This is a genomic window from Sulfolobus acidocaldarius DSM 639 (genome assembly GCF_000012285.1).
GTDB classification, from domain to species: Archaea; Thermoproteota; Thermoprotei_A; order Sulfolobales; family Sulfolobaceae; genus Sulfolobus; species Sulfolobus acidocaldarius.
The window spans coordinates 1317395-1341881 of the sequence record NC_007181.1; the positions used below are offsets into that span (position 1 = coordinate 1317395).

Below are 24487 nucleotides of genomic sequence, written 5' to 3' on the forward strand. Positions count from 1 at the left end.
ATCCGCGACAGAAATTATGAAGGTTTTAGTAACATCTGCATGGCCTTATGTTAATGCAGTTCCACATCTGGGAAATTTAATAGGCTCTATATTATCAGCAGATGTCTTTGCAAGATATGCCAGATTAAAATATGGAAAGGAAAATGTCGTTTTTGTAAGTGGTAGTGATGAACACGGTACACCTATCGAAATTGAGGCAAGGAAGAGAAACATAGAACCCAAGAAATTGACCGATCAGGCGCATGCCTATGATAAGAAATTATTTATTGACACATGGAAGATAAGCTTTGACAATTATAGCAGGACTGAGTCTGAAGTACACAAAGAGTTCGTTAGAAATTTTCTAGTAAAACTCGAGAAATACATCAAGGTAGAAGAGGACGAGATTCCATACTGTGAAAAAGACAAGTTATTTCTTCCGGATAGATTTATAAAGGGAGTATGTCCTTACTGTGGCTTTGAAGACGCTAGAGGTGATCAGTGTGATAATTGTGGTAGATTGTTGACTCCAAGATCATTAGTAAATGCTAAGTGTGCACTATGTGGTAATCCACCTGTATTTAAAGTTACCAAGCATTGGTTTTTCGATTTATCTGAATTTGGAGATAAAATAAGGGACTGGATATCCAGTTCCAGCACAATGCCTGATAACGTAAAATCTGTTGCATTAAGCTGGGTTAAGGAAGGTCTTAGACCAAGAAGTATAACACGAGATAACATGTGGGGTATACCTGCACCATTTGCAGGTGCAGAGAACAAAACAATATATGTCTGGTTTGAAGCTCTTCTAGGTTATCTATCTGCAACAGTAGAGTACTTCAAAAATTTAGGAAAAGAAGAGATGTGGAAGGAATTTTGGTTATATAATGATACTAAAACCTATTATTTCATCGGAAAGGATAACATTCCTTTCCATGCTGTTATATTACCTGCAATGTTGATGGCAAGTAATGAAAAATATAATTTACCTAGCGTTATAGCTGCTACTGAATATCTTCTCTATGAGGGTCAGAAGTTTAGTAAGAGTAGGAAAATAGGCGTGTGGATCGATGAAGCTGATAAATTGATGGATGTAGAGTATTGGAGGTTTATATTAATTAGGTTAAGACCAGAGGAGAAAGACACAAACTTCACTTGGAGAGAAGCTCTTAGAATAGTTAATACAGAGCTAAACGACGACATTGGCAATTACGCTAATAGGGTACTCTCGATGGTAAAGCGATACTATGATGGTGTTGTCCCATCTCCTAAGGAGGCAATATTCAATGACGAAGACAAGAATTTGATTACGTTAATTAAGGAATCTCCTAAAAGGATGGGAGAGTTGTTTGAGCTAGGAAAGATAAAGGCGGGAAGTGAAGAGATCTTAAAACTTGCCAGGTCAGGAAATCTTTATCTGAATAATAGAGCCCCCTGGTCATTAGTAAAGACCAATAAAGAGGAAGCTAATAATGTATTATACATTTCTGTAAACTCCTTGAGGACCCTTGCTATAATGCTATATCCAATCATGCCAACTTATTCATCTAACTTATATCAACAATTAGGACTCTCTAATTTGGAGAGTGAGACATGGGACTCAGCAGGCTCCTTGAAAATAATGCCTGGTCATAAAATAGGCGAAATAAGGAGTTTATTTAAGAAGATAGAAATGTCACCAGAAGAGTTAATGAAAAAATTGGATGAAATAAGAAGGGAAGTGGAAAAAGAAAGACCTGATCTTTTAAGGTAATTCAACATACGTTTTTACTGGATTGAATTTTCTTCCTCTTCCCTCATAGAATTTGCTGAACATTTCGTAGAAGTGTAATCTCATGTCCTGTATGAAAACTACTAGCCCTTCTAGTGCTATAGCCAGCAAATTACCTACTATTATGATTGCTATTGATGCTGGATTTATGAATACTGCAAGTAATGAATTTGGAGAACCTGCCGCAAGATAACCCATGAACGAGAACGCGAATAGTATGTAGTAGTGAGCAATTGCGAATATTAAGATCCTTATGAATGAAATTACATTTGATAGTAATAATATTCCAGCTTCAAATGCACCTTCTATAAATCCAGTAACTATAGCATTTCCTATACTAACCTTCTCATGCTTTCTAAGTATAATTATTTTTCCTATCCAATTATATATTAGGGCAAGCTCTACCCAGATAACTAATGACGTTGCTAATATTTGTGTTGTACCAGGGGCAGGCGAACCTGAATGGAATATGAAGTATTCAATACCTCCCAGTAATTCCTGTATCTGTAATGTATAGTTTGAGATATTTGTAAATCCATAGGAGAATACGATCAGTGGTGGAGTGTAAATCAGAAGTAAAGGTAACCTATCTAGGACAAGGTATTCGTAATCCTTCTTCTTTATTGTATTTATCACGCCTAATATTGAACTTACAAACAGTAATATTGAACCTAGTAGCAATGATATTATTATAGTATTAACTATACCTGTTTCTCCTGAGGTTGGCAGTATTGGAGCTATCTTCTCATATACAGATTCGGAAATAGGCCAGATGTTATATAATGGCCCTACTGGATAGGACGGGTTATTTAACAATTCACGTAGACCGCCCACAGCTAAAGGTCCAAAGAACTCCCTAGCTAATATACCTGTTATCGCTGCAATAATACTACTATAAATTAACACTAGAGATAGGTATCTAATACTCTCACTATTTCTCTTTTTGCCATAATTGTGGAACCAAACTGCAAATATGAGTAAAATTATTGCGTTTCCCAGATCCGGAAACATAAGTCCGAAGATCAGAGGGAAAGTAATTATAAGAAATAGTGTGGGTGATATCTCCCAATATGAAGGAGTGCCGTATAACTCTATTATGCTCTCTAGTGGTCTTATTGACTTAGGTAAATTAACATAAGTAGGTGGTTCTTCTTGTTCACCGAATCTCTTCGGATATTCGTACACTACTACAGCTGAATCTTTTAAGGAATTTGTTAATTGTTTAGTGGATTTTTCTAACACATATCCCTCGATTTGAATAAAGTAGTCTGAAATTTTGGCTTTAGATAGAACCAACATACTGTCTCTAAGTGTTAGAAGTTTTCCGTATGTAGATTGTATCCATTCTTTATCTTCATTAGCTTTCTCTCTTAATTCCTTTCTTTTTGCACCAAGAACACCATCTATGTAGTTAATTCTGTCCATAATGGTCTTATATTGCTGGCTAGGCGACACCAAATCCTGGGTCTCTAATCTTTTGATTCCTAATTCCTTTAACGTCTCATTAAGTCCAGTCCCCTTTAGACCTATGATCAGGGACGGATAGAAATTATTTGACTGATACGAGATAACTTCAAAACCTCTTTTCTTCAACTCCTCAATTTGTTGGCGATTTAATATAGCCAATGCCACGTCAAAATAAGTGTTTGCATATATTTTCTTCAGGTCAATATCTACATCCTTGAATGGTTCTAATTCATCAAGTTTGAGTTTTAATGAATCTCTCTCTGATTTCAATTTTTGTATTTCTTCAAGCAATTCGCGATATTTTTCCTCTATTTTAGAGGCTTCAGAAGTATAAATACGTGCTATTTCAATCCAATCCTGTTTATCCTGTTTTAGGTTTCCTTTTGGCTCTACAGCTATTTCAGATGCTTCCATGAGGAGTATTAGTCTTGCTATTTTATCGTTGATTTCTCCTAATATCCTTCTTGCATCCTCAAGCCTGTTCTGTGAAATTGGTACTTTAGGATCATCGGGCTCAAAAGTCCCCAATTTAAGAAGTTTACTAACGACTTCATTCACGTTATCCTTTGTCGTTATTATTTCAGCTCTTACCACTGTTTCCGGCAGAATCAAAACTATTCAATATGGAAAAAACGTTTTACCTTAAAATATTTATTCTCGAGCTTAAGTTATCTAATCTTGATGGGTAAAGTTATTGTTATTGGCGATAAGTATACTGTTAATTTGTTTAAACTTATAGGTACGGAGGGTATTATATTAGAAGACCCTCTAGAACTAGAGAACACACTTCTAAAGATTAGAAAAAGAGAAGATGTAGACTTAGTGTTAGTAACTAATGACACATACACTCCAGTAAAGGAAAAAGTGGATAACCTTATATTAGAGCAGAAAAAACCACTCATAACAGTTATTCCAAGCCCATTTAGTGAAGCTAAACCTGTTGATGTAAAAGGTTTAATACTTAAATCACTTGGTTTTGGGTGAGTAAAATGGTTGATTTTGAAGAGTTATTATCTAAGACTCAAGAGGTCGAGAAAAAGAAGATAGACGAAGAGTTAAAGAAAGCTTTCACCGAGGCAAATCTAATTGTAGATGAGGCTTATAATGAAATATTATCTGAATACTCAAAGAGAATCCAGGAGATTATATCAAAAAATATTGAGGCTTTGAGAGGAGAGGAAGCTAAGCTTGAAGTAGAAACTAAAAGAGCTGTAAATAAGGAGAAGGATTACTGGGTTCAGCAAGTATTTCAGAAGACTTTAGATGAGTTAGAAAAGATAGCAAATACTAAGGATTACAAAAATAGAATAGAAAGTATTTTATCTAGGGAGTTAACTGAGGGAGCTATTGTTTATTGCTCAAATAACGATAAGAAGTTCATTGAGGGAATATTAACGACAAAGCGAATCAATAACGTATCAGTAGAGGTAGATAATTCTATTAAGGGTGGAGTAAAAATATACTATCCAGATAAGAAGTTGACACGTGATTTTACCCTTAAAACAATTTTAAATCAAATTTTTGAAGATTTAAGAGATGATGTTGCAAGAATTTTATTTGGTGAGTAAAAATGGCAGGAGAAGGTAGAGTAGTTAGGGTAAATGGTCCACTAGTTGTAGCAGACGGTATGAGAAATGCTCAAATGTTCGAAGTTGTTGAAGTTGGTGAATTAAGACTAGTTGGAGAGATAACCAGAATAGAAGGAGATAGGGCATACATTCAAGTCTACGAAGCCACAGATGGAATTAAACCAGGAGAGAAGGCATATAGAACCGGTTCATTGTTATCAGTAGAATTAGGACCAGGTTTAATGGGAGGTATTTTTGATGGTCTGCAGAGGCCATTAGACAGAATTGCAGAATCTGTAAAATCCCCCTTTGTTACTAGAGGAGTTAAAGTACCTGCGTTGGAAAGAAATAAGAAATGGCACGTTATTCCTGTTGCTAAGAAAGGTGACAAAGTATCACCAGGTGATATAATAGCTAAGGTTAATGAAACGGATCTAATAGAACACAGAATTATAGTACCACCAAACGTTCATGGGACACTTAAGGAGATTTCTCCTGAGGGTGATTATACAGTAGAAGATGTAATTGCAAGAGTTGATATGGAAGGCGATGTTAAAGAATTAAAATTATATCAAAGATGGCCTGTTAGAATTCCTAGACCTTTCAAGGAAAAACTAGAGCCAACAGAACCACTCCTAACTGGAACCAGAGTTGTTGATACCATATTCCCTATAGCTAAAGGCGGAACTGCAGCAATACCTGGTCCATTTGGAAGCGGTAAAACAGTCACTTTACAAAGTTTGGCAAAGTGGTCTGAAGCTAAAGTTGTAATATACGTTGGTTGTGGAGAGAGAGGTAATGAGATGACTGATGAGTTGAGACAATTCCCGAAGCTTAAGGATCCATGGACAGGGAAGCCTTTGTTACAGAGGACTATATTGGTAGCCAACACCAGTAATATGCCAGTAGCCGCAAGGGAATCTAGTATATATGTCGGTGTTACTATGGCTGAGTACTTCAGAGATCAGGGTTATGACGTGTTACTAGTTGCTGATTCCACATCGAGATGGGCTGAGGCACTTAGAGAGTTAGGTGGACGAATGGAAGAGATGCCAGCAGAGGAAGGATTCCCAAGTTATCTACCATCAAGATTAGCTGAATACTATGAGAGAGCTGGAAGAGTAATTGCATTAGGAAAGCCCGAGAGATTTGGTTCTGTAAGTATAGCATCAGCAGTTTCACCACCTGGCGGTGATTTCACAGAGCCAGTAACAAGCAACACATTGAGATTTGTAAGAGTCTTTTGGCCTCTTGATGTGTCTTTAGCACAAGCAAGGCATTATCCTGCAATTAACTGGATTCAAGGATTCTCAGCATATGTTGATTTAGTAGCCAGTTGGTGGCACAAGAACGTTGATCCTACTTGGTTTGAAATGAGGAGTGTATTAGTGAAGATCCTTCTGAGGGAGGACGAGTTAAGACAAATAGTTAGGCTAGTAGGACCAGAATCACTCTCAGATAAGGATAAGTTGATTTTAGAGGCTTCAAAGTTGATTAGAGACGCTTTCCTGAAACAGAACGCATTCGATGATATAGATGCCTTCTCATCTCCTCAAAAACAAGCTAAGATCATGAGATTAATTTATGACTTTTACACTAACGCATCCCAGTTGTTAGATAAAGGTCTCACGTTAAAGAAGATATTGGAGAAAGTAGGGTCATTCGAACCAGACATTGTGAGAGTTAAGTATACTGTGAAAAATGATGAGCTAAATAAGATAGACGAACTTGACAATAAATTAAAAGAGGCTTTTGACAGCTTATTAAAGGAGGTGGCATAATTTTGTCCACATTGATGAACATCAGGGAGTATAATAGCATTTCTATGATCAAAGGACCCCTAATGGCTATAGAGGGAGTTACAGATGCTGCATATAACGAATTAATTGAAGTAGAAATGCCTGATGGGAGCAAAAGGAGAGGTATAGTTGTTGATTCTCAGTCAGGTGTTGCAATAGTTCAAGTTTTCGAAGGAACTACAGGTGTTTCCCCCACACAGTCCAAAGTTAGATTCTTAGGAAGAGGATTGGAAGTAAAGATTTCTGAAGAAATGTTAGGAAGAATATTTACTCCGTTGGGAGAACCATTAGATAATGGTCCTCAAGTTTTAAGCGGTGAGAAAAGGGATATTAACGGTAGCCCCCTTAATCCCTCCGTAAGAGAGTACCCTGAAGAGTTCATCCAGACTGGTGTTTCTGCTATAGATGGTTTAACATCATTGCTGAGAGGTCAGAAGCTTCCCATATTTAGCGGTAGCGGTTTACCAGCAAACCAATTAGCTGCACAAATAGCTAAACAAGCTACAGTAAGAGGAGAAGAGAGTAATTTCGCAGTTGTATTTGCAGCAATCGGAATTAGATACGACGAGGCGTTATTCTTTAGGAGATTCTTCGAGGAAACTGGAGCAATAAATAGAGTTGCAATGTTCGTAACACTAGCAAATGACCCTCCATCACTTAAGATACTTACTCCGAAGACAGCATTGACCCTAGCTGAGTACTTAGCTTATGAGAAAGATATGCACATATTAGCAATTCTCATTGATATGACAAACTATTGTGAGGCACTAAGAGAGTTAAGCGCATCAAAAGAGGAAGTTCCCGGAAGAGGTGGATATCCAGGTTACATGTATACTGACCTAGCAGTAACCTATGAAAGAGCAGGAAAAGTCAGAGGTAAAAAGGGATCCATAACCCAGATGCCAATTTTAACTATGCCAAACGATGATATTACTCACCCTATACCTGACTTGACTGGCTATATAACCGAGGGTCAGATAGTTCTTGATAGGTCTTTGTTTAACAAGGGAATATACCCACCAATCAATGTATTAGCTAGTTTGTCAAGATTAATGAGAGACGGAATCGGAGAAGGTAAGACTAGGGATGATCATAAGGATCTTTCAAATCAGTTATTTGCAGCTTACGCAAGAGCACAGGATATAAGAGGTTTAGCCGCAATAATCGGTGAGGACAGCTTATCTGATGTTGATAGGAAATACTTACTATTTGCTGAACAGTTCGAGAGGAAATTCATAAATCAGGGAATAAATGAGAATAGAGATATAGAGACTACACTGGATATAGGATGGGAAGTAATATCTATGTTACCAGAGTCAGAAATAAGCTTGATTAGAACTGAGTACATAAAGAAGTATCATCCTAACTACAGGGTAAAGAAATGAGCTCAAGGAAAGTCTTACCTACAAAGATTAACCTTATTAATTTACGAAGGCAAATAAGGCTAATTAGGACTATAAAGAGACTATTAGAAAATAAGCGAGAAGTCCTGTTACTATACCTCAGGCAATATGCTGATGAGTACGAGAAAGTGTACAATGAAGTTAGTAAGGTTCTAAGTGATGTTTATTCCACTTACTTGCAAGGTGTTGCCTCTGAAGGTTTGTCTACAATCCAGACCTATGCAGATTCTATTCCATCCTCGTTAAATGTAAATACTAGTATTAAAGTTCTATTTGGTGTAAAGATACCTGTAGTGGACTTAGATGAGTCTACAATTCAGCAACAGCCTTTTGGTAATCTAGAGATCTCTCCATATATATTAAAGTCTAGAGAGCAAATGTCCTATGCATTTAAGAAGATATTGACACTAATAGAAATAGAGTCCAGTATTAGGGCTCTCAGCGGTGAATTGAGAAAAACACAGCGTTTAATTAATGCAATAGACACGTCTATCTTACCTTTCTATCAGTCTTCCTCAAAATACATAAAGTCCGTTCTAGATGATAGAACAAGGGAGGAGTTCACAAGACTTAAAATGGTTAGAAAATTACTTCAAAGAAGGAGGTAATAAAATGGCTGAAACTTACATTAATGAGCTTAAGTCAAAATTGGATGCTAGAAAGAAAGAGATTTTATCTCAATTGAATGAAGAATATAATAAAATTCTAAAGTCTCGATTCGAAGATCTTGAAAGTGTAAAGAGAAATATTTTAAAGGAAGTCCAAAACATATAATGATGAGATTAGAATGAGGAAGGCATTACTAATATCTTTAATACTTCCTATTTTAATAGGAGGTCTAGTAGCAGCTGCTCAAGCTCCGCAAGATACTCCACAAGGTTTTATGGGAATTAATATTGGTGCTGGACTTGCTGTTGGATTAGCGGCAATTGGAGCAGGTGTAGCAGTAGGTACAGCTGCAGCAGCAGGTATTGGTGTCCTTACCGAGAAAAGAGAGATGTTCGGTACTGTTCTAATTTTCGTAGCAATCGGTGAAGGAATAGCTGTATACGGTATAATATTTGCAGTATTAATGTTATTCGCAGGCATATAAAGGAGTCATAAAGATAATAATGTTTTTTAACTGCTCATCTTTTTGATTCAGTAGTCCAGCTATGAAGTTAACGAGAGAGAAGTGGGAAAATAATTTCTCAGAGTGGTTTGATTGGGTAATAAGAGAGGCAGAGATCTACGATTATGGAAGATACCCTGTAAAAGGAATGGGTGTATGGCTTCCATATGGTTTTAAGATAAGGCAAGCTGCTGTAGACCTTATCAGGAAATTGTTAGACGCTAAGGGGCATGAAGAAGTTTTATTTCCATTGTTAGTTCCTGAGGATCTACTAAGGAGAGAAGGTGAACATATTAAAGGTTTTGAGTCTGAAGTGTTCTGGGTTACCAAAGGTGGAGAAGAGAATTTGGATATAAGGTTGGCATTAAGACCTACAAGTGAGACAGCAATAACTTACATGGAAACCTACTGGGTTCAGAGTTATAAACAATTACCCAAGAAGTATTATCAGATTGTTAGCGTGTTTAGATATGAGACAAAGGCTACCAGACCAATGATTAGGCTCAGAGAAGTATCAACATTTAAGGAAGCTCATACACTCCATGAGACGTACGAAGACGCTGAAAGACAGGTAAAAGAGGCAATTGAAATATATAAGAACTTCTTCGAGGAATTGGGTATTCCATATATAATGTCCCAAAGACCAGAATGGGATAAGTTCGCAGGTGCTATATATACCATAGCCTTTGATACTATAATGCCAGATTCTAGAGTTCTACAAATAGGAACTGTACATCATCTAGGTCAACATTTCACCAAGGCATTTGATCTAAAAGTGCAAAGAAAAGACGGAACATTAGATTATCCACATCAAACTAGTTATGGTATTTCTGATAGGGTAATAGCAGTTGCTGTCTCAATAAATGGAGACGATCATGGTACAATACTTTCACCAGTGTTAGCACCAATTAAAGCTGTAATAATACCCATTCCAGCCAAAGATGAAAAGGAGACTGAAAAGATAATTGAGTATTCTGAAGACGTGGCAAAAATTTTGGTGAGTAATGGAATTAACACCGTTATAGATAAAGATACAGAAAAAACACCTGGAGAGAAGTATTATATTTGGGAGATTAAGGGCGTACCCTTGAGAATTGAAATAGGTCCAAGAGAGCTATCCTCAAATAGCGTATTTATAAAGAGAAGGGATACTCTTCAAGGGATAAGTGTCAAAAAAGAGAATCTAGTTAGTGAAGTGGTAAAACTATTAGAAACACTTAGAAAGGATCTGAAGGAGAGGGCTTGGAACTTTTTGAGGAGTAAGATCAGATATACCGACAACCTTGAGGAAGCTAAGAAAATGTTGGATAGCAAGGCAGGTATAGTGGAGGTTCCATGGTGCGAATCTAATGAATGCGGTTTGAAAATTGAGGAAACTACGGGTGCAAGAGTTTTAGGTAAGCCTTATGATAGTCCAAGAGATGTTTCCAAATCTACTTGCGTGGTTTGTAAAAAACCTGCTAAGACAACTCTAAGGCTAGCAAAAACTTATTAAAAATAACTGCGGTGAATAAAGTAGGGTGTTTGATTTTTGCCAAAGAAGAGGGAGAATAGAGGAAGAAGAAAGGGCGACAAAGGACACGTTGGTAGCATACATTGTGACCAATGTGGTGCAAGAATTCCTGAGGATAAGGCAATCTGTGTGACTAAGCCTTATAGTCCTGTGGATCCAGCTCTAGCGCAAGAGCTGGAGAAGAAAGGGGCTATTATAATGAGATATCCAGTGACCAAGTGTTATTGTGTGAATTGTGCTGTATATTTAGGTGTAATAAAGATAAGACCAGAACAGGAGAGGAAACAGAAAGCCAAATTGTATTAAAGTTTTTAAGTTAATATAACTTCTTTATCGTATGAGACTATATGATCTGAGTTTTTATGAAATAGAGAAGTTTTTCTATAAGTTAGCTGAGTTAAAAGATATTATTAGTGATACAGGTCTATTGTCAATTTCTCCTTCTATACCTCAAACATTACCTGCACAAGGAACAGTAATGGCTAAACACGCTTTTCCCATTTTCCAGAAAGGAGGCGTAATTATGGATGTTACTAATGTTACCCAAGCTGAGATTGCAGAGAACGCAGGGGCAGTTGCTGTAATGGTGCTTGATAAGTTACCCTATGATGTTAGGAAAAGCGGAGGAGTAGCGAGAATGGCAGATCCAAAAATAATTGAGGAGGTAATGAATTCCATAACAATTCCAGTGATGGCAAAGGTTAGAATTGGGCACTACTACGAAGCGAGAGTACTTGAAGCGTTAGGAGTTGACATGATAGACGAAAGTGAAGTCTTAACTCCTGCAGATGAAGAACATCATATTAACAAATGGGAATTCAAAGTGCCCTTCGTAAACGGGGCTAGAAACCTCGGTGAAGCTCTGAGAAGAATATACGAGGGTGCCTCAATGATAAGGACTAAAGGAGAAGCAGGGACAGGAAATGTCAGTGAGGCAGTAAAGCACATGAAAATAATGAATTACGAGATATCCACATTAATTTCGCTTCCTGAAGAAGACAGATTAAAGAAAGCCAGAGAATACCAGGTACCTTATCAATTGGTAGAATTAGTTGTGAAATTGAAAAGACTGCCTATAGTCAACTTTGCTGCCGGAGGTATTGCTACTCCAGCAGATGCTGCTTTAATGATGTGGTTAGGCTCTGACGGTATATTTGTAGGTTCTGGCATATTTAAGAGTCAAGACCCAGATCAAAGAGCTAAAGCAGTTGTTTTAGCTGCAGCTAACTGGGAAGATCCAGAAATCGTATTAGAGGCTCAGAAAATGATCAGTGAGAACAAGAGCATGATGGGTATCGATATTAAGACCTTGAAACCTGAGGAATTATTACAGGTAAGGGGTGTGTAAAGTGAAAGTTGGTGTTATAGCATATCAAGGAAGTTTTGAGGAACATGCAATACAACTAAAGAGAGCTATGAGCAAGCTTAATTTAACAGGAGAAGTTATAGCTGTAAAGAAACCTAAGGACGTTGATTTAATAGACGGTGTCGTTATACCTGGAGGAGAAAGTACCACTATAGGAATAATTGCTGAAAAGTTAGGTGTCTTAGACGAGATAAAAGCAAAAATCAATGCTGGATTACCTGTCTTGGGTACATGTGCAGGTGCGATAATGTTAGCTAAAGATGTGTCTGATGCAAAAGTGGGTAAGAAATCTCAGCCATTGATAGGGACTATGGACATTCAGGTAGTAAGAAACTATTATGGGAGACAGAGGGAGAGTTTTGAAACAGATCTAGATTTTCGCGTTATAGGTGGCGGTAAAGCAAGAGTTGTGTTTATAAGGGCTCCGATTATAAAGAGAACGTGGAACGACGCAACTGCTCTAATTTCGTTTGAGAACGGAATTGTAATGGCAGAGCAGAAGAATATGTTAGCTACAACGTTTCATCCTGAATTATCAGAGAGCACAATTGTACATGAGTATTTCTTGAGCAAAATAAAGAAATAAATTTTTTAGTATGAAATAAAATCCTATTCAGAAGGGTATTTTAGTCTTGCCTGCAAGAGATTTACTTCCAGATAAGTCTGCTCTTCTTCATGGTCTTTCGAAGTACATTGAGAACAGAACGATTTATGGTAATATCCTAATTCACAAGAGACTCTTAGAGGATTTAGAGAGAGAGGCAAAAGAAGGTTTAGTTACGGCTGAGATAGCATTGGATGAGGTGAAGAGATTAAAGGAAATAAGCGAGAATTTACTTGTTAGTTTTGAAATAGTTAACAGTGAAAATTTGCACGGTTCATTAAACGGAGTTTTAAGAGACTACTGTTTATCCCGTAAATGTACGATAGTAACTACAGACGAAATACAGAAGAAACTATCAGAAAGTTTGAATATTGATGTCGTCCTCCTTCAACCAAGTCAGACAGAGTTAGAAATCGAGAAAATGTTTGATGAAACCACTATGAGTGTGCATTTGAAAGAGGGCGTAACACCAAAAGCAAAGAAAGGTAAGCCAGGTTCATGGCAGTTTGTTGAACTATTAAGCAACCCTCTCACTAGCACTGATATTAAGAGGGTAGTTAACGAGATCCTTTCCTCAGTAAATTACGTTAAAGACTCTTTTATAGAAATTGAAAGGAAAGGTTCAACAATTGTTCAACTTGGTAACTATAGGGTAGTTATAATTAGACCACCTTTGAGTGATGGTTGGGAAGTCACCATAACCAGACCTGTAGTGAAAAAGAAGCTTGAAGAGTATAATATGGATGAAAAATTACTCAAAAGGTTAAGGGATAAGGCAGAAGGCATACTAATTGCTGGTTCTCCGGGAATGGGTAAAACTACTTTTGCTCAAGCTTTAGCTGAATTCTACACGAGAATGAATAAGGTTGTAAAAACAATTGAATCACCTAGAGATATGCATCTACCACCAGAGGTTACGCAGTATTCCAAAAATTACGCTGAAGTTGGAGAACTTCATGATATTCTTCTGTTAAGTAGACCAGATTATACTGTATATGACGAAATGAGAAATGATGAGGATTTCAAGCTCTACATAGATCTTAGGTTAGCAGGAATTGGAATGATTGGTGTTGTTCATGCAACATCACCAATAGATGCAATACATAGGTTTATAAATAGAATCGATATTGGTACAATCCCTAACATTCTAGACACTGTGGTTTTCATTAATTCAGGAAACGTTGCAAAGGTTTACGGTCTTGATATAACGGTCAAAGTTCCGACAGGGTTAAAGGAAGCCGACCTGGCTAGACCTGTTGTGGAGGTTAAGGATTTAATAAGTGATAAAGCTGAATACGAGATATACGTTTTTGGAGAACAAACGATGATAGTTCCTGTTAAAAACCTACAGACAAATTCTACCCAGAGAAGATTAGAGAGTATGATCAACAATATTATACCCTCTGCTTCCATATCATTCGAAAATGGAGAGTATATAATAACAATACCTAGAGACGAAATAGGAATGTTTAATAAAAAAGTTGTCTCTAAATTGAAAAAATATGAGAAAAAGTACAAGATAAAGATAAGAGTAAGGTTTCCTGATGAGGATACTACATAAAGGAATCTAATGTTTTACTTATTTTTCCCTCAACATACCTTACCAGTTCATCGAAATCCATTCCTGACTTAATTGTCTCTAAATCCGCAACATAATTTCCTGCTTCTGTCCTCCGCAGTTCGTCAAATCTTAGAAATTTGAGATCTTTTGCGATCTTAGCTCCTAGAAAAAGTTCACCTCCACTTTTTTTCGCAAATTCTTTTATTCCCTCAGCCTGTTCTTTTTGAATGTATATTTTGTTTCCGTTTTTCCTGCTTTTCATTTCTATAAGTATTATGACGCCAGACTTCATCGCAATTACATCAGGAACATGATCCTTTCTGTTAGACCCGCTTGCTGGCGCCCTTATAACTGCAAATCCTTTATCTCTAAGCCTTGAAACAAGATATCTCTCAAGTGTACTGCCTTTAGTTTTATTACTCACATAATAAAATAAAAACACTTAGGATTTAGGTTTTCCTCTCAGAATTATATCTCTAAGAGATCTACCTACCTTCTCCTCAGTGCTATTATCAACTTCTTTCATACCTTCTTTGATAGTATTTGCACCCTTACCATATTCTTCAACCCACTTCTCTGCGAATTTTCCGCTTCTGATGTTATCTAACGCTTTTTTCATTCGCTCTTTAACACTCTCATCTATTACCATTTTTCCAACTGTCATTCCTCCGTACTTTGCGGTATCTGACACTGCAGTTAACATCCCTGAGAAACCTTTCTCGTACACTAAATCTACAATTAATTTCATCTCATTTATTGTTTCGAAGTAAGCTACCTCTGGTTGATAGCCTGCCTCTACCAGGGTTTGGAAAGCATATCTCATTAGTTGCATAACTCCACCTACTAGATCTACTTGTTCCCCAAATAGGTCGGTTTCAGTTTCCTCTTTGAATGTGGTCTCGATTACCCCAGCTCTTGTAGCTCCAATAGCTTTTGCCACTGCTAGTGCCTTTTGTAAAGCTTTGCCTGAGTGGTCTTGATATGTTGCTACCAATGCTGGTACTCCTCCTCCCTTCGCAAAGTATTCTCTCACTATCGGTCCTGGAGCTTTAGGTGCTATCATGTATACATCAACGTTGGATGGTGGTTCTATTAACCTATAATGTATGTTGAAACCATGGGCAAATACTAAATCCATTCCTTCTTTAAGGTATGGCTTAACTCTCTCCAGATAAACTGTCCTTTGAATCATATCTGGAAGTAGAAATATTATTATATCTGAATTCCTCACTGCTTCTTCAGTACGAAGTGGTTTAAAGCCGTCGTTTTCTGCCTGTTTCCATGAATTACCTTCTCTTTCTAAGCCTACACTAACTTTTATGCCTGAATCCCTTAGATTAAGAGCCCATGCTCTCCCTTGACTACCATAACCTAAAACTGCAACTCTCTTTTCTTTTATAACATCTAATGACACATCTTTATCAGTATAGATTTTTGCCACTTATAACACCCCAACTTAGTACAGTAATCTTAGAAAAAACTGGTTTATAAACGACCATGTCATATTCCTCTGCATCTACACTATCTCCCTTAATTACGTTTCCGTCTTGCTTTATTATGTATGTAGTTACAGTAGCATCTTCCAGTAGTTCAACTTTTTCCACATCAACTGTTTTACTTAAATTTGCTATAGCAATTTCAAAGTTGTTAGTATATGGTATTCCAAAATATATCTCGTAAAGTCCGTTGTCTGAGACTTTTCTAGCCTGCATCCAGTTTATGTCCATGAGTAGTTTTCTAAACTGACCTATTATTCTTTCTAGGAAACTAGGGTCTCTGTAGTAACCAATTACTCTAACTACCTTTTCTTGGGTCACGTACTATCACCTGTTTTAACTTTCCACCTGGAGGTAATGTGGGTAAAGCTAACTCCTCCTTATCTATAGGTAATCTAATTACAGAAGGAATATTCTCCTTTATAGCAATTTTTATGGACTTCTCCAATTCTTCATATGTTGTAGCGTTAAAACCAAGTGCTCCAAATGATTCAGCAAGCTTTACGAAGTCTGGCGAAGGTCCATAGTCTACTCCTACTATCCTTCTTCCAAAGAACAGGTCCTGAACTTGCCTTACTAAACCTAAGGTTCTGTTATCAAATATTACGGATATTATGGGAATGTTTTCATCTACTGCAGTGGCTAAATTAGTTGCAGTCATCAGGAATGATCCATCTCCGTCTAGATCTACAACTACTCTGTCTGGTTTTGCCAACTTTGCACCGATAGCTGCTGGCAGTCCAAATCCCATAGTTCCCATTCCTGTGGAGGAGAGAAAAGTTCTGGGTTCTAAAACATCCCAAAAAACTTCAGCCCACATTTGATGTTGCCCAACTCCTGTCGTTACTATTGAATTCCTAGGAATTGAGTTTCTTATAATCTTAAGTATTTTCCAAGGCTTCAGTTTATTGTTTTCCTCTATGTAGTAGAATTGTGAATAATATTCCTGATATTCTTTTATTCTCTTTACCCACTCACTTTTATCGTTCTTTTTACCTACCTCTACTACAGCTTTTATTAGTTCTCTCAATAACGTCTTTGCATTACCCACAAGGTTTATGTCTACTTTTAATCCTCTTTCTCCATCGGTAGGGTCAACATTTACCATTATGAACTTTTTCTTAGTCTCTTTCATCTCGTCGTAAGATGTGATTGTCCTATCACTTAGTCTAGCTCCCACAACCAACATTACGTCTGATTCTAGGGCAGCCATTGATGCTTCCGCTCTTCCATAATATCCCATAGGACCAAAGTATAGTGGATGATCATGAGGTATTGCACTTTTTCCAGGGAATGTCGATATTATAGGTGTATGCAATAGCTCTGCTAATTCAAGTATTTCCTCTGTAGCATTAGACCAGGTTGCCCCTGTTCCTGCTAATATTATGGGTCTCTCAGCGTTTATTAACAGTTCTGCAGCTTTCTTGATTTTTTGTCTATCTATAATCGTGGGGAATTCTCTGTAACCAGGAACTATAGGTTTTTCAGGCCATTTAACATCTTCCATTTTTTCATTTAGTATATCTCTAGGTATGTCAACTACTACTGGTCCCGGTCTTCCAGTTCCAGCGATATAGAATGCATTCTTTATCATTTGTGGCAATTCTTCTATTTTTTTAACTTCTATCACGTACTTTGTTATATGCTCAAAAATACCTATAGTGTCCGCCTCTTGAAAAGCCATCTTTCCAATTGACGGTCTTACTACTTGTCCTGCTATTGCAACTACAGGGGAGGAATCCCAGTAAGCAGATATTAATCCAGTTACTAGATTGGTAACTCCTGGTCCTGAGGTTGCGGTGCAAACTCCTGGAAATCCTGATACTCTAGCATAAGCGTCTGCGGCATGTGCTGCAGCTTGCTCGTGTCTCATTAGAACATGTCTTAGTTCACCATTCTTTAGATCCTCTAGGAATGCGTCATATATGGGCATATTTGATAAACCTGGTATTCCAAAGATTACTTTTACTCCTTCTCTTTTTAGAGAATCTACTACTATTCTAGCACCACTAGGCATTATAAACACCTTCTAAGAATATATTTAAATATAGATCTTTCTGTGTTAAATTCTTCTGACTTATAGAAGAATATATGGGTACTATTATTAAATTTGGAGGGTATATTCACCCTTCATTTTTTTCACTTCGGCAATAATATCACTTTAAATTTTTAAGCATTATTGTATATCTTTTTACTTTCTTCCTTTAGTTTATAAATAGTTTTAATTTTTTCCAGTAGTTGAGTATAACTTGTGACATCAACCCACATTTCTAAACAATTCACCTTCCCCACATATAGCCATATATTTCCGAAGTGAGATCTTCTATCATCAACAAATATAATTTCATCTGGTTTAATCTTAACATTCTTCAGCCTACTTAATTTATTTATTATTTCTATAATATAAAGAAATTTATAAGGATGTTCATTAGATACTATGACATCAAAGTAATCTTTTAATTTAAGAGTAGATAAAACAAGTTCTGTCTTTTCAGGTATGTTCCACGTTGCCATAGCTGTAAACAATCCCATTTGTCTAATTTCAGACAATGTTTCCCTAACATTTTCAAATAATCTTAATTTGTTACCTATTGAGTCTTCAACACTATTTTCATCAATTAATCTTATTGGAGGTCGAAAAATTGAGATATTTGAATGGGTCCATAATGTCTTATCCGCATCGAAGACCACTAATTTTATCATTTGTTAACGTTTTCAGGTAGTAAATAATAAATTATTTTGCCTTCATGATAATCCCTTATAAAAGCCTTGGCTGCTTCATCTATGTTAGGTTCATGACTGGTCTTTAGAATCCATCCTCTCTTTAGTGCAAGTTTTTCCAAGAAATCCAAGTAATTAGAGTAATCTATTTTATACGTATTTCTAAGAACGCTTTTATCTATTCCTTCTATTCTCTCTATTAACAATTTTGCTCCTCTAACTGGATCCTCCAGCTTATCCACATTTGCTCCTCTTATGATTCTTTCAAGCTCGTTGCCATCAGGGGGTATTATCCCAGGTGTATCCCATGCAAATATTCTGTTATCTATTCTGAAAAGCTGAATACTTCTTGTATATCCATAGCTCATAGGGTGTTTAGAGGTAGTTGCTGAATGCCGTCCCTTTAAGGCGTTTATTATTGAAGACTTTCCAGTCTTTGGATAACCAATGAAAATTATTTTACCTTCACCCTCTATCAGTTCCTTAATTTTCTCTCTGAGAACCTTTGTACCTAGATGTCGTGTGGCTGATATGTATATTGTAGGTATACCTTCATTTTCCTCTATGAATTTTTTCCATTTCTCTAAAACTTCTACAGGGATCAAGTCTCCTTTGTTTAAGACTATGAGTAATTTCTTTTGATTCTCCATCACGTAGTTTTCTAGTCGCTTAGATCTGGTGAGATCAGGTTCTCTTGCGTCCAATACCTCTACTACAAGATCTGATTTCCTGATGTAAGCGAGAATCTGTTTAATCATTTACTTTATTTTAGTTTAGTACCCTAATTAATAGTATGCCAATAGGTAGTATAGTGCCTTTCGATAAAGGTGTTTTCGAGGGTACCATCGATTATGACTTTCTAGTAAGTCCTGTAAAATTAGGAAGCTCAGATAAGGAAGTGACATATTCCTTTAGTGTTGACTATAAGCCACAAAAGGTTTACCTGGTAATCAATATTGAGAGAAATAAGGAAGTTAACCCACGATGGAGAGTCTGGCTTAATGATTTCTCACTTACAAAGGAGTTTAAGCCTAACATAGATGTAGAAGATTCCAATAAAAGGTTCTCAACCGTAATCTTTGATGTTTCACCTCTAGTAAGACAAGGTAAAAATGATGTATCAGTAGTATACAAGGAACTTCAACAGATTAGTCTGGTTAATATAGGACATATAGTATTTTATCCTGCTCAAGATTTCAAAACATATTATGAACTTATGGCTGGAACTATGCTAATAAAGCCACAAGAAGTGTTAAATCTAAATTGCAATGGAGAGTGTTACCTAATTGTCAGGAATTCAAATAAGGATGGAGTACTTCAGATAGAGGACAAGAAATTTGATAGTAGGGTAGATTTAATAGACCTTCTTGTTCAGAAAAAGGGAAATATAGCAGTTGGCTTTAGTTGTGGAAATAACGTAAAGGCAAGTGCACACTTGCTCACATTTTACAATCTTAATTATGTTATTCCTAAGATCGTCCTTGACGTACAGGCGGAAGTCGTTAACTACTCTTTAACAGTAAAATTACTAAATGAGGGCGATGTCGACTTAGATAAAGTAATTGTGAATGTTCTTCTGAACGGTGCATCAATAAGTTTCAAATCATTTGAAAACGTTAAGAAAGGCGAACTCAGGACATTTACTTTGCCTTTGCAGCCTAAAAAAGGTACAATCAACGTAAGAGTTGTAGGGATTAGAGCGGGGTATAGAAAATCGTTTGATAAAACCTTATCATATTCTTAAACTTCCCAATGTGAAGACGATTAAGGTTCCTATAGCGTAAATTTTCATTAAGCTCCTAGCTTTTGTAGCACTTTCTATAGTGTTGTGGAGAATCAATATGTATACAAGGAGAACATCTAGTGCTAAAATGCCTATGAGATATATTACATTAAATCCAAGAAAATAGGGTAAAGGTGAGGTGAATATTAGGATTCCAAGAATAATTTTAGCTATTATCCAAGTACTTTTCTCCCCCAATTTCACTGCCAACGTATTTACACCATTTCGTTTATCTCCTTCAATGTCCTCTATTCCCTTTACGAATTCTCTCGATAAGGTGAAGAAGAAGATGTAAATTGTGGGAATTATGAAGTTACCCAAAAGTGAACCACTTGCTAGTCCACCGTAATACGCAGAGAGCGCACTGGTAAGAGCTACGATAAAGTTTCCCACTAAGCCTAGTTTCTTCAATGACCTTGCATATTCATATAGTAGTACTATAGTTATGAGTGCAAAGCCAAAAGGAATCAATCCTAGAGGAATTGAAATTATTAGCCCAACAGCGAATAGTACAATGGAGAACCTTCTAGCTATGTTTACTGCAATCCTACCAGAGGGTAAGGGTCTTTCTGGCTTATTTATTTTATCAACTTCTATGTCGTAGACATCATTGATTACATAACCACCAGCTGCTATTAGGCTTACCACAAGTAGCGGGAGAAAGAAAAGTGGTGTAAACTTCCACGTGGTTGCTATTACATAGCCCATGAAGGCTGAAACTGCAGAACCTACGACGTTATGTACTCTGATCAGTTCCAAGTAAGCTTTAACACTCATGTTGAATTATTATATAGTAATGGAATTTATAAGGTGAAGCTTATTGCCAGAGGACGAATTAGAGAAGGCGAAGAAATATTTCCAGAACGTAGTTTCCGTAGGCGAGATTTTAGCGGTCAGGGAATTAAAGGCTCTTGGAATAAGTGATCCAGAGAAAGTTATTAATAAACTAATTGAGTTAGGATTCATAGAAAAAGGTGAGGGATGTTATAATTTAATCAGGGAGAGGTCTAAAGATTCTGCGAGGAATAAGTGAATGTAAATCAAATTCTGTATCTATATTTATAGTTCTCTCATTTAGAATATAAAAGAGAGATCTTAGTGTAGTTCCCCACATTTTCTCTACAAGATTAAACAAAGTAAGTTGTCTGTTAATCTCCTTTTTCAACTGATTGAATTTTTCCTTGTATAGTCTCTCGTCATCCTCGTATACTATTTTTTTCAATCCTTCTAACATCTCAGATATGGAGAAAATTCCGCCACCTGTTGAAATTTTTACAAGACCCAGAACGTCTCCTATACCGTTTCTTATGAAAGTAGGATGCGCTCTTGGAATTCCACCACCGTGGATATCTAAAACTCTGGCATCTAGTTTAGGAATAAATTTTTTCGGGTCGTCATAACCTAATGCACCGACGAGGGTGCCATAAGGTAGAGGAACAATCCAACTAAACCCACCTACATTATTTCTGTTGAAGAACACGTGTATGTCCTCCATTTCTACTGGTTCTGTAAGGTACTCTATTGCCTTAACCCATTTTGATCTTCCCTTCCAACCACTTGCAATTATTACTTTATCTGCTGTTATTTTCTCGTTATTATTTGTGATTACTTCTTTTTCATTTTTTACTATAGCGTCTGTTTTTAATTTTACATCTAGATCTTGTGCCAAGCTCTGCTCTAACTTATATCTATTTAATCTAATTAGGTCAGCTCTAATTTGTATTTTTTTATTTTCATAGTGAAGAATTATAGATTTAAACTCTCTATCTATAAATTCTCTTGATATATCTAGTTTTTCAAAGGTCTTCCTGCTTATAATTCCAGTGCACTTCTTCCCCACAAAAGGTTTTCTATCAAATACGATTGGGTTCACATCAGAAATATGGTGACCAACTATAAGACCTGCTATACCTCCTCCAGCTATTAAAACTCTGATGATCTATCAGCCTCATTCATAGTATATCTCCTGGCCTTTAATTCTTTAACTATGTATAGGAAGGCTTTTCTGGGATCTGTGTGTGATCCACAGGAATAAACATCTACAGTAGCAAAATTATACTCAGGCCAGGTGTGAATTGTAATGTGGCTCTCGAGAACTATAGCCACAATACTTACACCATCACCAATTTTCCAAGCTTTCACATCAAGGAGTGTCATATTACCCTCTTCTGCTGCTTTTCTTACTATCTGTTCTAATACCTTCTGTTCTCCCAGCACTGTTGTATCGCACTCATATAGTGAGCCGTATACTTGTTTGCCTATGACTCTAGGAAGACTAACAACCCCCATCATCCCAACCCCCCATACTATTGATAGGGGGTATCATACTTATTTAAATTTTTAACTCGTACTTTACACATGTTTTAAAGGCATTTTTTCATATGAATAGTATGTTACGGTCACAGAATTAACGTATATCCTTAAATTAGCTCTTCTGAGTATTTTCCCTTTTCTTCATTAGATTGTTACTCTATTGATGTAATTTTATATGGTATGGTTACCAATTATTTTTAGATTTGAAGTGGTTATTAGAAGACTGGTGCTTGACGTATTAAAACCTATAAGAGGTATTTCTATAGTAGAACTTGCAAACAAAATTTCCACTTTGGAAGGAGTGGATGGTGTTAATATAAGCGTAATAGACATGGACGTCGAAACCATGGGTCTTATGATAGTAATAGAGGGTAATAATATAGATTTCGAGGAAGTGAAGAAGACACTTGAAGAACAAGGATGTGCCATACACAGCATAGATGAAGTGGTGAGTGGGAATAAGTTAGTTGAGGGGAGAAAAGAGAAATGAAGTGTAGTTTATGCGGAGTGAGAGATGCTGAGATATACCAGGCTCATAAGGGTAGGTCTCTATGTAGGTATTGTTTTATAGAAGATATAAGGGACAGGGTGAAAAGGGAGATAGAAAGGTTAGGTTTATCTAGAGCTAGCAAAATAGTACTTGCAGTATCTGGTGGTAAGGATAGTTATGTCCTGGCAGATACATTAGCCTCTTTTATTGATCATGATAAGTTGGTCGCGTATAATATAATTGAAGGAATAAGTGGATACAATAGAGTAGAACAGGTGATTCAGTTTAAGAACTTTCTAAATGAGTTAGGGATAGAGTTAATAGAGGACAGTTTTGAGAAAAGTGTAGGTTTCACCTTAGACCAAATGGTGGCTAATTCTAAAAAGAGAAATCTAAATGTGTCAGCTTGTACATTTTGTGGCGGATTTAGGAGAAAATTGATAAACACAGCAGGTCTTAAGTTGAATGGGGACTACGTTGCCACCGGTCACAATTTAGATGATGAAGTTCAGGCTATTATGTTGAATGTGATTAGAGGTGATCTAATTAGGTTGATAAGATTTGGTGATAAACCCATCAAACTTAGTTCCAGGTTTGTACTTAGAGTGAAACCACTAAGGAGGATATATGAATGGGAAACCACAATGTATGCATACTATAAGGGTTATAAGTTTCAGGAAGTTGAATGCCCTTACATAGAGTTGAAACCCACACTGAGAGCAAAGGTAAGAGAACTATTGTACGCGTTAGAAGAGAAAAGACCAGGTACTCTGTTACAGATATTAGACACCTTCGATATTATAGCAGAAAGAGTCAGGAGTGGTAGTAGCTTTAAAGATGAACTACCAAGGTGTAAAATTTGTGGTGATCCTACCAGTTATGGTAGGGAAATATGTAAAAATTGTGAACTTTTGATTAACTCAGGATTGCTTAATTACCAGAATTTTCCTATGTCATAATACTTTTCTTGCACGTTTTTCCTCTTATTCGCAACCAATGCCATAGCAAATAGTAATGATGACAATCTATTCAGATAAACTATGTTTTGTTTGTTTAGTTCTTGTAGTTCCTTAGAATACCTGACCATATTTCTCTCAACTCTTCTACAGACTGTCCTGGTAATATGAAGTAAGGAAGCCTCCTCTGATCCTCCAGGTATCACAAATAGTTTTACAGGACCACTTTCTTTTCTGTAGGCTATAGTTCTCTCCTCAATCCATTTTACGTAACTTTCATCGATTTTCTTTTTCTTACTATCACTAGCTATATCTTCTCCGACCTCAAACAGGTGGACTTGAATTTTTTGGAGGTCCTCTTTCATATCTTCCCATGATAGTCGTGTAATGGTGTAACCTATATGTGAGTTCAGCTCATCAATGTCTCCTAAAAGTTCAACTACCGGCGAATCCTTGCCAACCTTTTTGTTTACTATACTTGTTTTTCCATCATCACCTGATCTAGTAAACATGTTTAATGTTTTTATATTAAGTGATATATATACGTGTTTTGGTGAGCGTTTATTTCGAATTATGGTCGCTTTGC

Annotated in this window: 28 protein-coding genes; 17 read left to right on the forward strand and 11 right to left on the reverse strand. The window is 36.6% G+C overall.

Annotated features, from left to right (window positions below; translation table 11 throughout):
* Positions 1-16 precede the first annotated feature (16 nt).
* On the forward strand, positions 17-1732 hold the full coding sequence (metG, locus tag SACI_RS07355) for a methionine--tRNA ligase (protein WP_011278359.1): 1716 nt from the start codon (positions 17-19) through the stop codon (positions 1730-1732).
* On the opposite strand, the gene SACI_RS07360 is transcribed toward metG, so the two are convergent.
* Positions 1724-3829 carry a V-type ATP synthase subunit I gene (locus tag SACI_RS07360; RefSeq protein ID WP_080504021.1) on the reverse strand — a complete coding sequence of 702 codons (2106 nt, stop codon included), beginning with the start codon at positions 3827-3829 and terminating at the stop codon, positions 1724-1726. The two genes, metG and SACI_RS07360, sit on opposite strands and share 9 nt — an antisense overlap.
* Before the next feature lie 69 nt (positions 3830-3898).
* Here SACI_RS07360 and SACI_RS07365 point away from each other — a divergent pair, with 69 nt between their 5' ends.
* The 12 genes from SACI_RS07365 to SACI_RS07420 all read left to right on the forward strand — a co-directional run bounded on the left by SACI_RS07365 (position 3899) and on the right by SACI_RS07420 (position 14142).
* A complete protein-coding gene (locus SACI_RS07365; RefSeq protein ID WP_011278361.1) occupies positions 3899-4201 on the forward strand; it encodes a V-type ATP synthase subunit F in 303 nt (100 codons plus the stop codon).
* Positions 4202-4206: 5 nt separating this feature from the next.
* On the forward strand, positions 4207-4785 hold the full coding sequence (locus tag SACI_RS07370) for a V-type ATP synthase subunit E (RefSeq protein WP_011278362.1): 579 nt from the start codon (positions 4207-4209) through the stop codon (positions 4783-4785).
* Positions 4786-4787: 2 nt separating this feature from the next.
* Positions 4788-6566: an ATP synthase subunit A gene (locus SACI_RS07375; protein ID WP_011278363.1), complete on the forward strand. Its 1779-nt coding sequence runs from the start codon at positions 4788-4790 to the stop codon at positions 6564-6566.
* 14 nt (positions 6567-6580) lie between these two features.
* Complete coding sequence (locus SACI_RS07380; RefSeq protein WP_370685265.1) at positions 6581-7969, forward strand: V-type ATP synthase subunit B; 1389 nt, start codon at positions 6581-6583, stop codon at positions 7967-7969.
* Positions 7966-8595, forward strand: a complete 630-nt coding sequence (locus SACI_RS07385) for a V-type ATP synthase subunit D (protein ID WP_011278365.1) — start codon at positions 7966-7968, stop codon at positions 8593-8595. The genes SACI_RS07380 and SACI_RS07385 overlap by 4 nt, the downstream gene beginning before the upstream one ends.
* Positions 8596-8599: 4 nt before the next feature.
* A complete protein-coding gene (locus tag SACI_RS07390) occupies positions 8600-8761 on the forward strand; it encodes a hypothetical protein (protein WP_015385632.1) in 162 nt (53 codons plus the stop codon).
* Between the two features lie 13 nt (positions 8762-8774).
* The gene (locus SACI_RS07395; protein WP_011278367.1) at positions 8775-9080 is read left to right on the forward strand and encodes an ATP synthase subunit K; all 306 of its coding nucleotides are present in this window, start codon (positions 8775-8777) and stop codon (positions 9078-9080) included.
* A gap of 61 nt (positions 9081-9141) precedes the next feature.
* Positions 9142-10593 (forward strand): proline--tRNA ligase, encoded by a 1452-nt coding sequence (proS, locus tag SACI_RS07400; protein WP_011278368.1) that lies wholly within the window; start codon positions 9142-9144, stop codon positions 10591-10593.
* A gap of 36 nt (positions 10594-10629) precedes the next feature.
* Positions 10630-10917, forward strand: coding sequence for a 30S ribosomal protein S26e (locus tag SACI_RS07405; protein WP_011278369.1), 288 nt, complete (start codon positions 10630-10632; stop codon positions 10915-10917).
* A gap of 31 nt (positions 10918-10948) precedes the next feature.
* Positions 10949-11959 (forward strand): pyridoxal 5'-phosphate synthase lyase subunit PdxS, encoded by a 1011-nt coding sequence (gene pdxS, locus SACI_RS07410; RefSeq protein WP_011278370.1) that lies wholly within the window; start codon positions 10949-10951, stop codon positions 11957-11959.
* 1 nt (position 11960) lies between these two features.
* Positions 11961-12563, forward strand: coding sequence for a pyridoxal 5'-phosphate synthase glutaminase subunit PdxT (pdxT, locus tag SACI_RS07415; protein ID WP_011278371.1), 603 nt, complete (start codon positions 11961-11963; stop codon positions 12561-12563).
* A gap of 46 nt (positions 12564-12609) precedes the next feature.
* The gene (locus SACI_RS07420) at positions 12610-14142 is read left to right on the forward strand and encodes a PINc/VapC family ATPase (RefSeq protein ID WP_011278372.1); all 1533 of its coding nucleotides are present in this window, start codon (positions 12610-12612) and stop codon (positions 14140-14142) included.
* Here SACI_RS07420 and hjc read toward each other — a convergent pair.
* The 6 genes from hjc to SACI_RS07450 all read right to left on the reverse strand — a co-directional run bounded on the left by hjc (position 14135) and on the right by SACI_RS07450 (position 19117).
* A complete protein-coding gene (hjc, locus tag SACI_RS07425; RefSeq protein ID WP_011278373.1) occupies positions 14135-14566 on the reverse strand; it encodes a Holliday junction resolvase Hjc in 432 nt (143 codons plus the stop codon). The genes SACI_RS07420 and hjc overlap by 8 nt on opposite strands.
* Before the next feature lie 18 nt (positions 14567-14584).
* A complete protein-coding gene (ilvC, locus tag SACI_RS07430; protein ID WP_011278374.1) occupies positions 14585-15583 on the reverse strand; it encodes a ketol-acid reductoisomerase in 999 nt (332 codons plus the stop codon).
* Complete coding sequence (locus SACI_RS07435) at positions 15564-15959, reverse strand: ACT domain-containing protein (protein ID WP_011278375.1); 396 nt, start codon at positions 15957-15959, stop codon at positions 15564-15566. Before SACI_RS07435 ends, ilvC begins: the two co-directional genes overlap by 20 nt.
* A complete protein-coding gene (locus SACI_RS07440) occupies positions 15937-17655 on the reverse strand; it encodes an acetolactate synthase large subunit (protein WP_011278376.1) in 1719 nt (572 codons plus the stop codon). Before SACI_RS07440 ends, SACI_RS07435 begins: the two co-directional genes overlap by 23 nt.
* 152 nt (positions 17656-17807) lie before the next feature.
* Positions 17808-18341, reverse strand: coding sequence for a magnesium-dependent phosphatase-1 (locus tag SACI_RS07445; RefSeq protein ID WP_011278377.1), 534 nt, complete (start codon positions 18339-18341; stop codon positions 17808-17810).
* Positions 18338-19117, reverse strand: coding sequence for a GTPase (locus SACI_RS07450; RefSeq protein WP_011278378.1), 780 nt, complete (start codon positions 19115-19117; stop codon positions 18338-18340). The genes SACI_RS07445 and SACI_RS07450 overlap by 4 nt, the downstream gene beginning before the upstream one ends.
* Before the next feature lie 35 nt (positions 19118-19152).
* On the opposite strand from SACI_RS07450, the gene SACI_RS07455 reads away from it, so the two are divergent.
* A complete protein-coding gene (locus tag SACI_RS07455; protein WP_011278379.1) occupies positions 19153-20103 on the forward strand; it encodes a hypothetical protein in 951 nt (316 codons plus the stop codon).
* Here the strand turns inward: SACI_RS07455 and SACI_RS07460 are convergent.
* Positions 20092-20919: a UbiA family prenyltransferase gene (locus SACI_RS07460; protein ID WP_011278380.1), complete on the reverse strand. Its 828-nt coding sequence runs from the start codon at positions 20917-20919 to the stop codon at positions 20092-20094. The two genes, SACI_RS07455 and SACI_RS07460, sit on opposite strands and share 12 nt — an antisense overlap.
* 43 nt (positions 20920-20962) lie before the next feature.
* Between SACI_RS07460 and SACI_RS07465 the strand changes: the two genes are divergently transcribed.
* Positions 20963-21175 (forward strand): PolB1-binding protein PBP2 family protein, encoded by a 213-nt coding sequence (locus SACI_RS07465; protein ID WP_011278381.1) that lies wholly within the window; start codon positions 20963-20965, stop codon positions 21173-21175.
* On the opposite strand, the gene SACI_RS07470 is transcribed toward SACI_RS07465, so the two are convergent.
* Together SACI_RS07470 and speD are read right to left on the reverse strand one after the other, a co-directional pair.
* Positions 21134-22015 (reverse strand): NAD(P)/FAD-dependent oxidoreductase, encoded by an 882-nt coding sequence (locus SACI_RS07470; RefSeq protein ID WP_011278382.1) that lies wholly within the window; start codon positions 22013-22015, stop codon positions 21134-21136. The genes SACI_RS07465 and SACI_RS07470 overlap by 42 nt on opposite strands.
* A gap of 50 nt (positions 22016-22065) precedes the next feature.
* Positions 22066-22434, reverse strand: a complete 369-nt coding sequence (gene speD / locus SACI_RS07475; RefSeq protein WP_011278383.1) for an adenosylmethionine decarboxylase — start codon at positions 22432-22434, stop codon at positions 22066-22068.
* 229 nt (positions 22435-22663) lie between these two features.
* On the opposite strand from speD, the gene SACI_RS07480 reads away from it, so the two are divergent.
* A complete protein-coding gene (locus SACI_RS07480) occupies positions 22664-22945 on the forward strand; it encodes a DUF211 domain-containing protein (RefSeq protein ID WP_176586690.1) in 282 nt (93 codons plus the stop codon).
* Positions 22942-23904 (forward strand): TIGR00269 family protein, encoded by a 963-nt coding sequence (locus SACI_RS07485; RefSeq protein ID WP_011278385.1) that lies wholly within the window; start codon positions 22942-22944, stop codon positions 23902-23904. The genes SACI_RS07480 and SACI_RS07485 overlap by 4 nt, the downstream gene beginning before the upstream one ends.
* Here SACI_RS07485 and SACI_RS07490 read toward each other — a convergent pair.
* On the reverse strand, positions 23880-24413 hold the full coding sequence (locus SACI_RS07490; RefSeq protein WP_011278386.1) for a cob(I)yrinic acid a,c-diamide adenosyltransferase: 534 nt from the start codon (positions 24411-24413) through the stop codon (positions 23880-23882). The two genes, SACI_RS07485 and SACI_RS07490, sit on opposite strands and share 25 nt — an antisense overlap.
* Between the last annotated feature and the right edge of the window lie 74 nt (positions 24414-24487).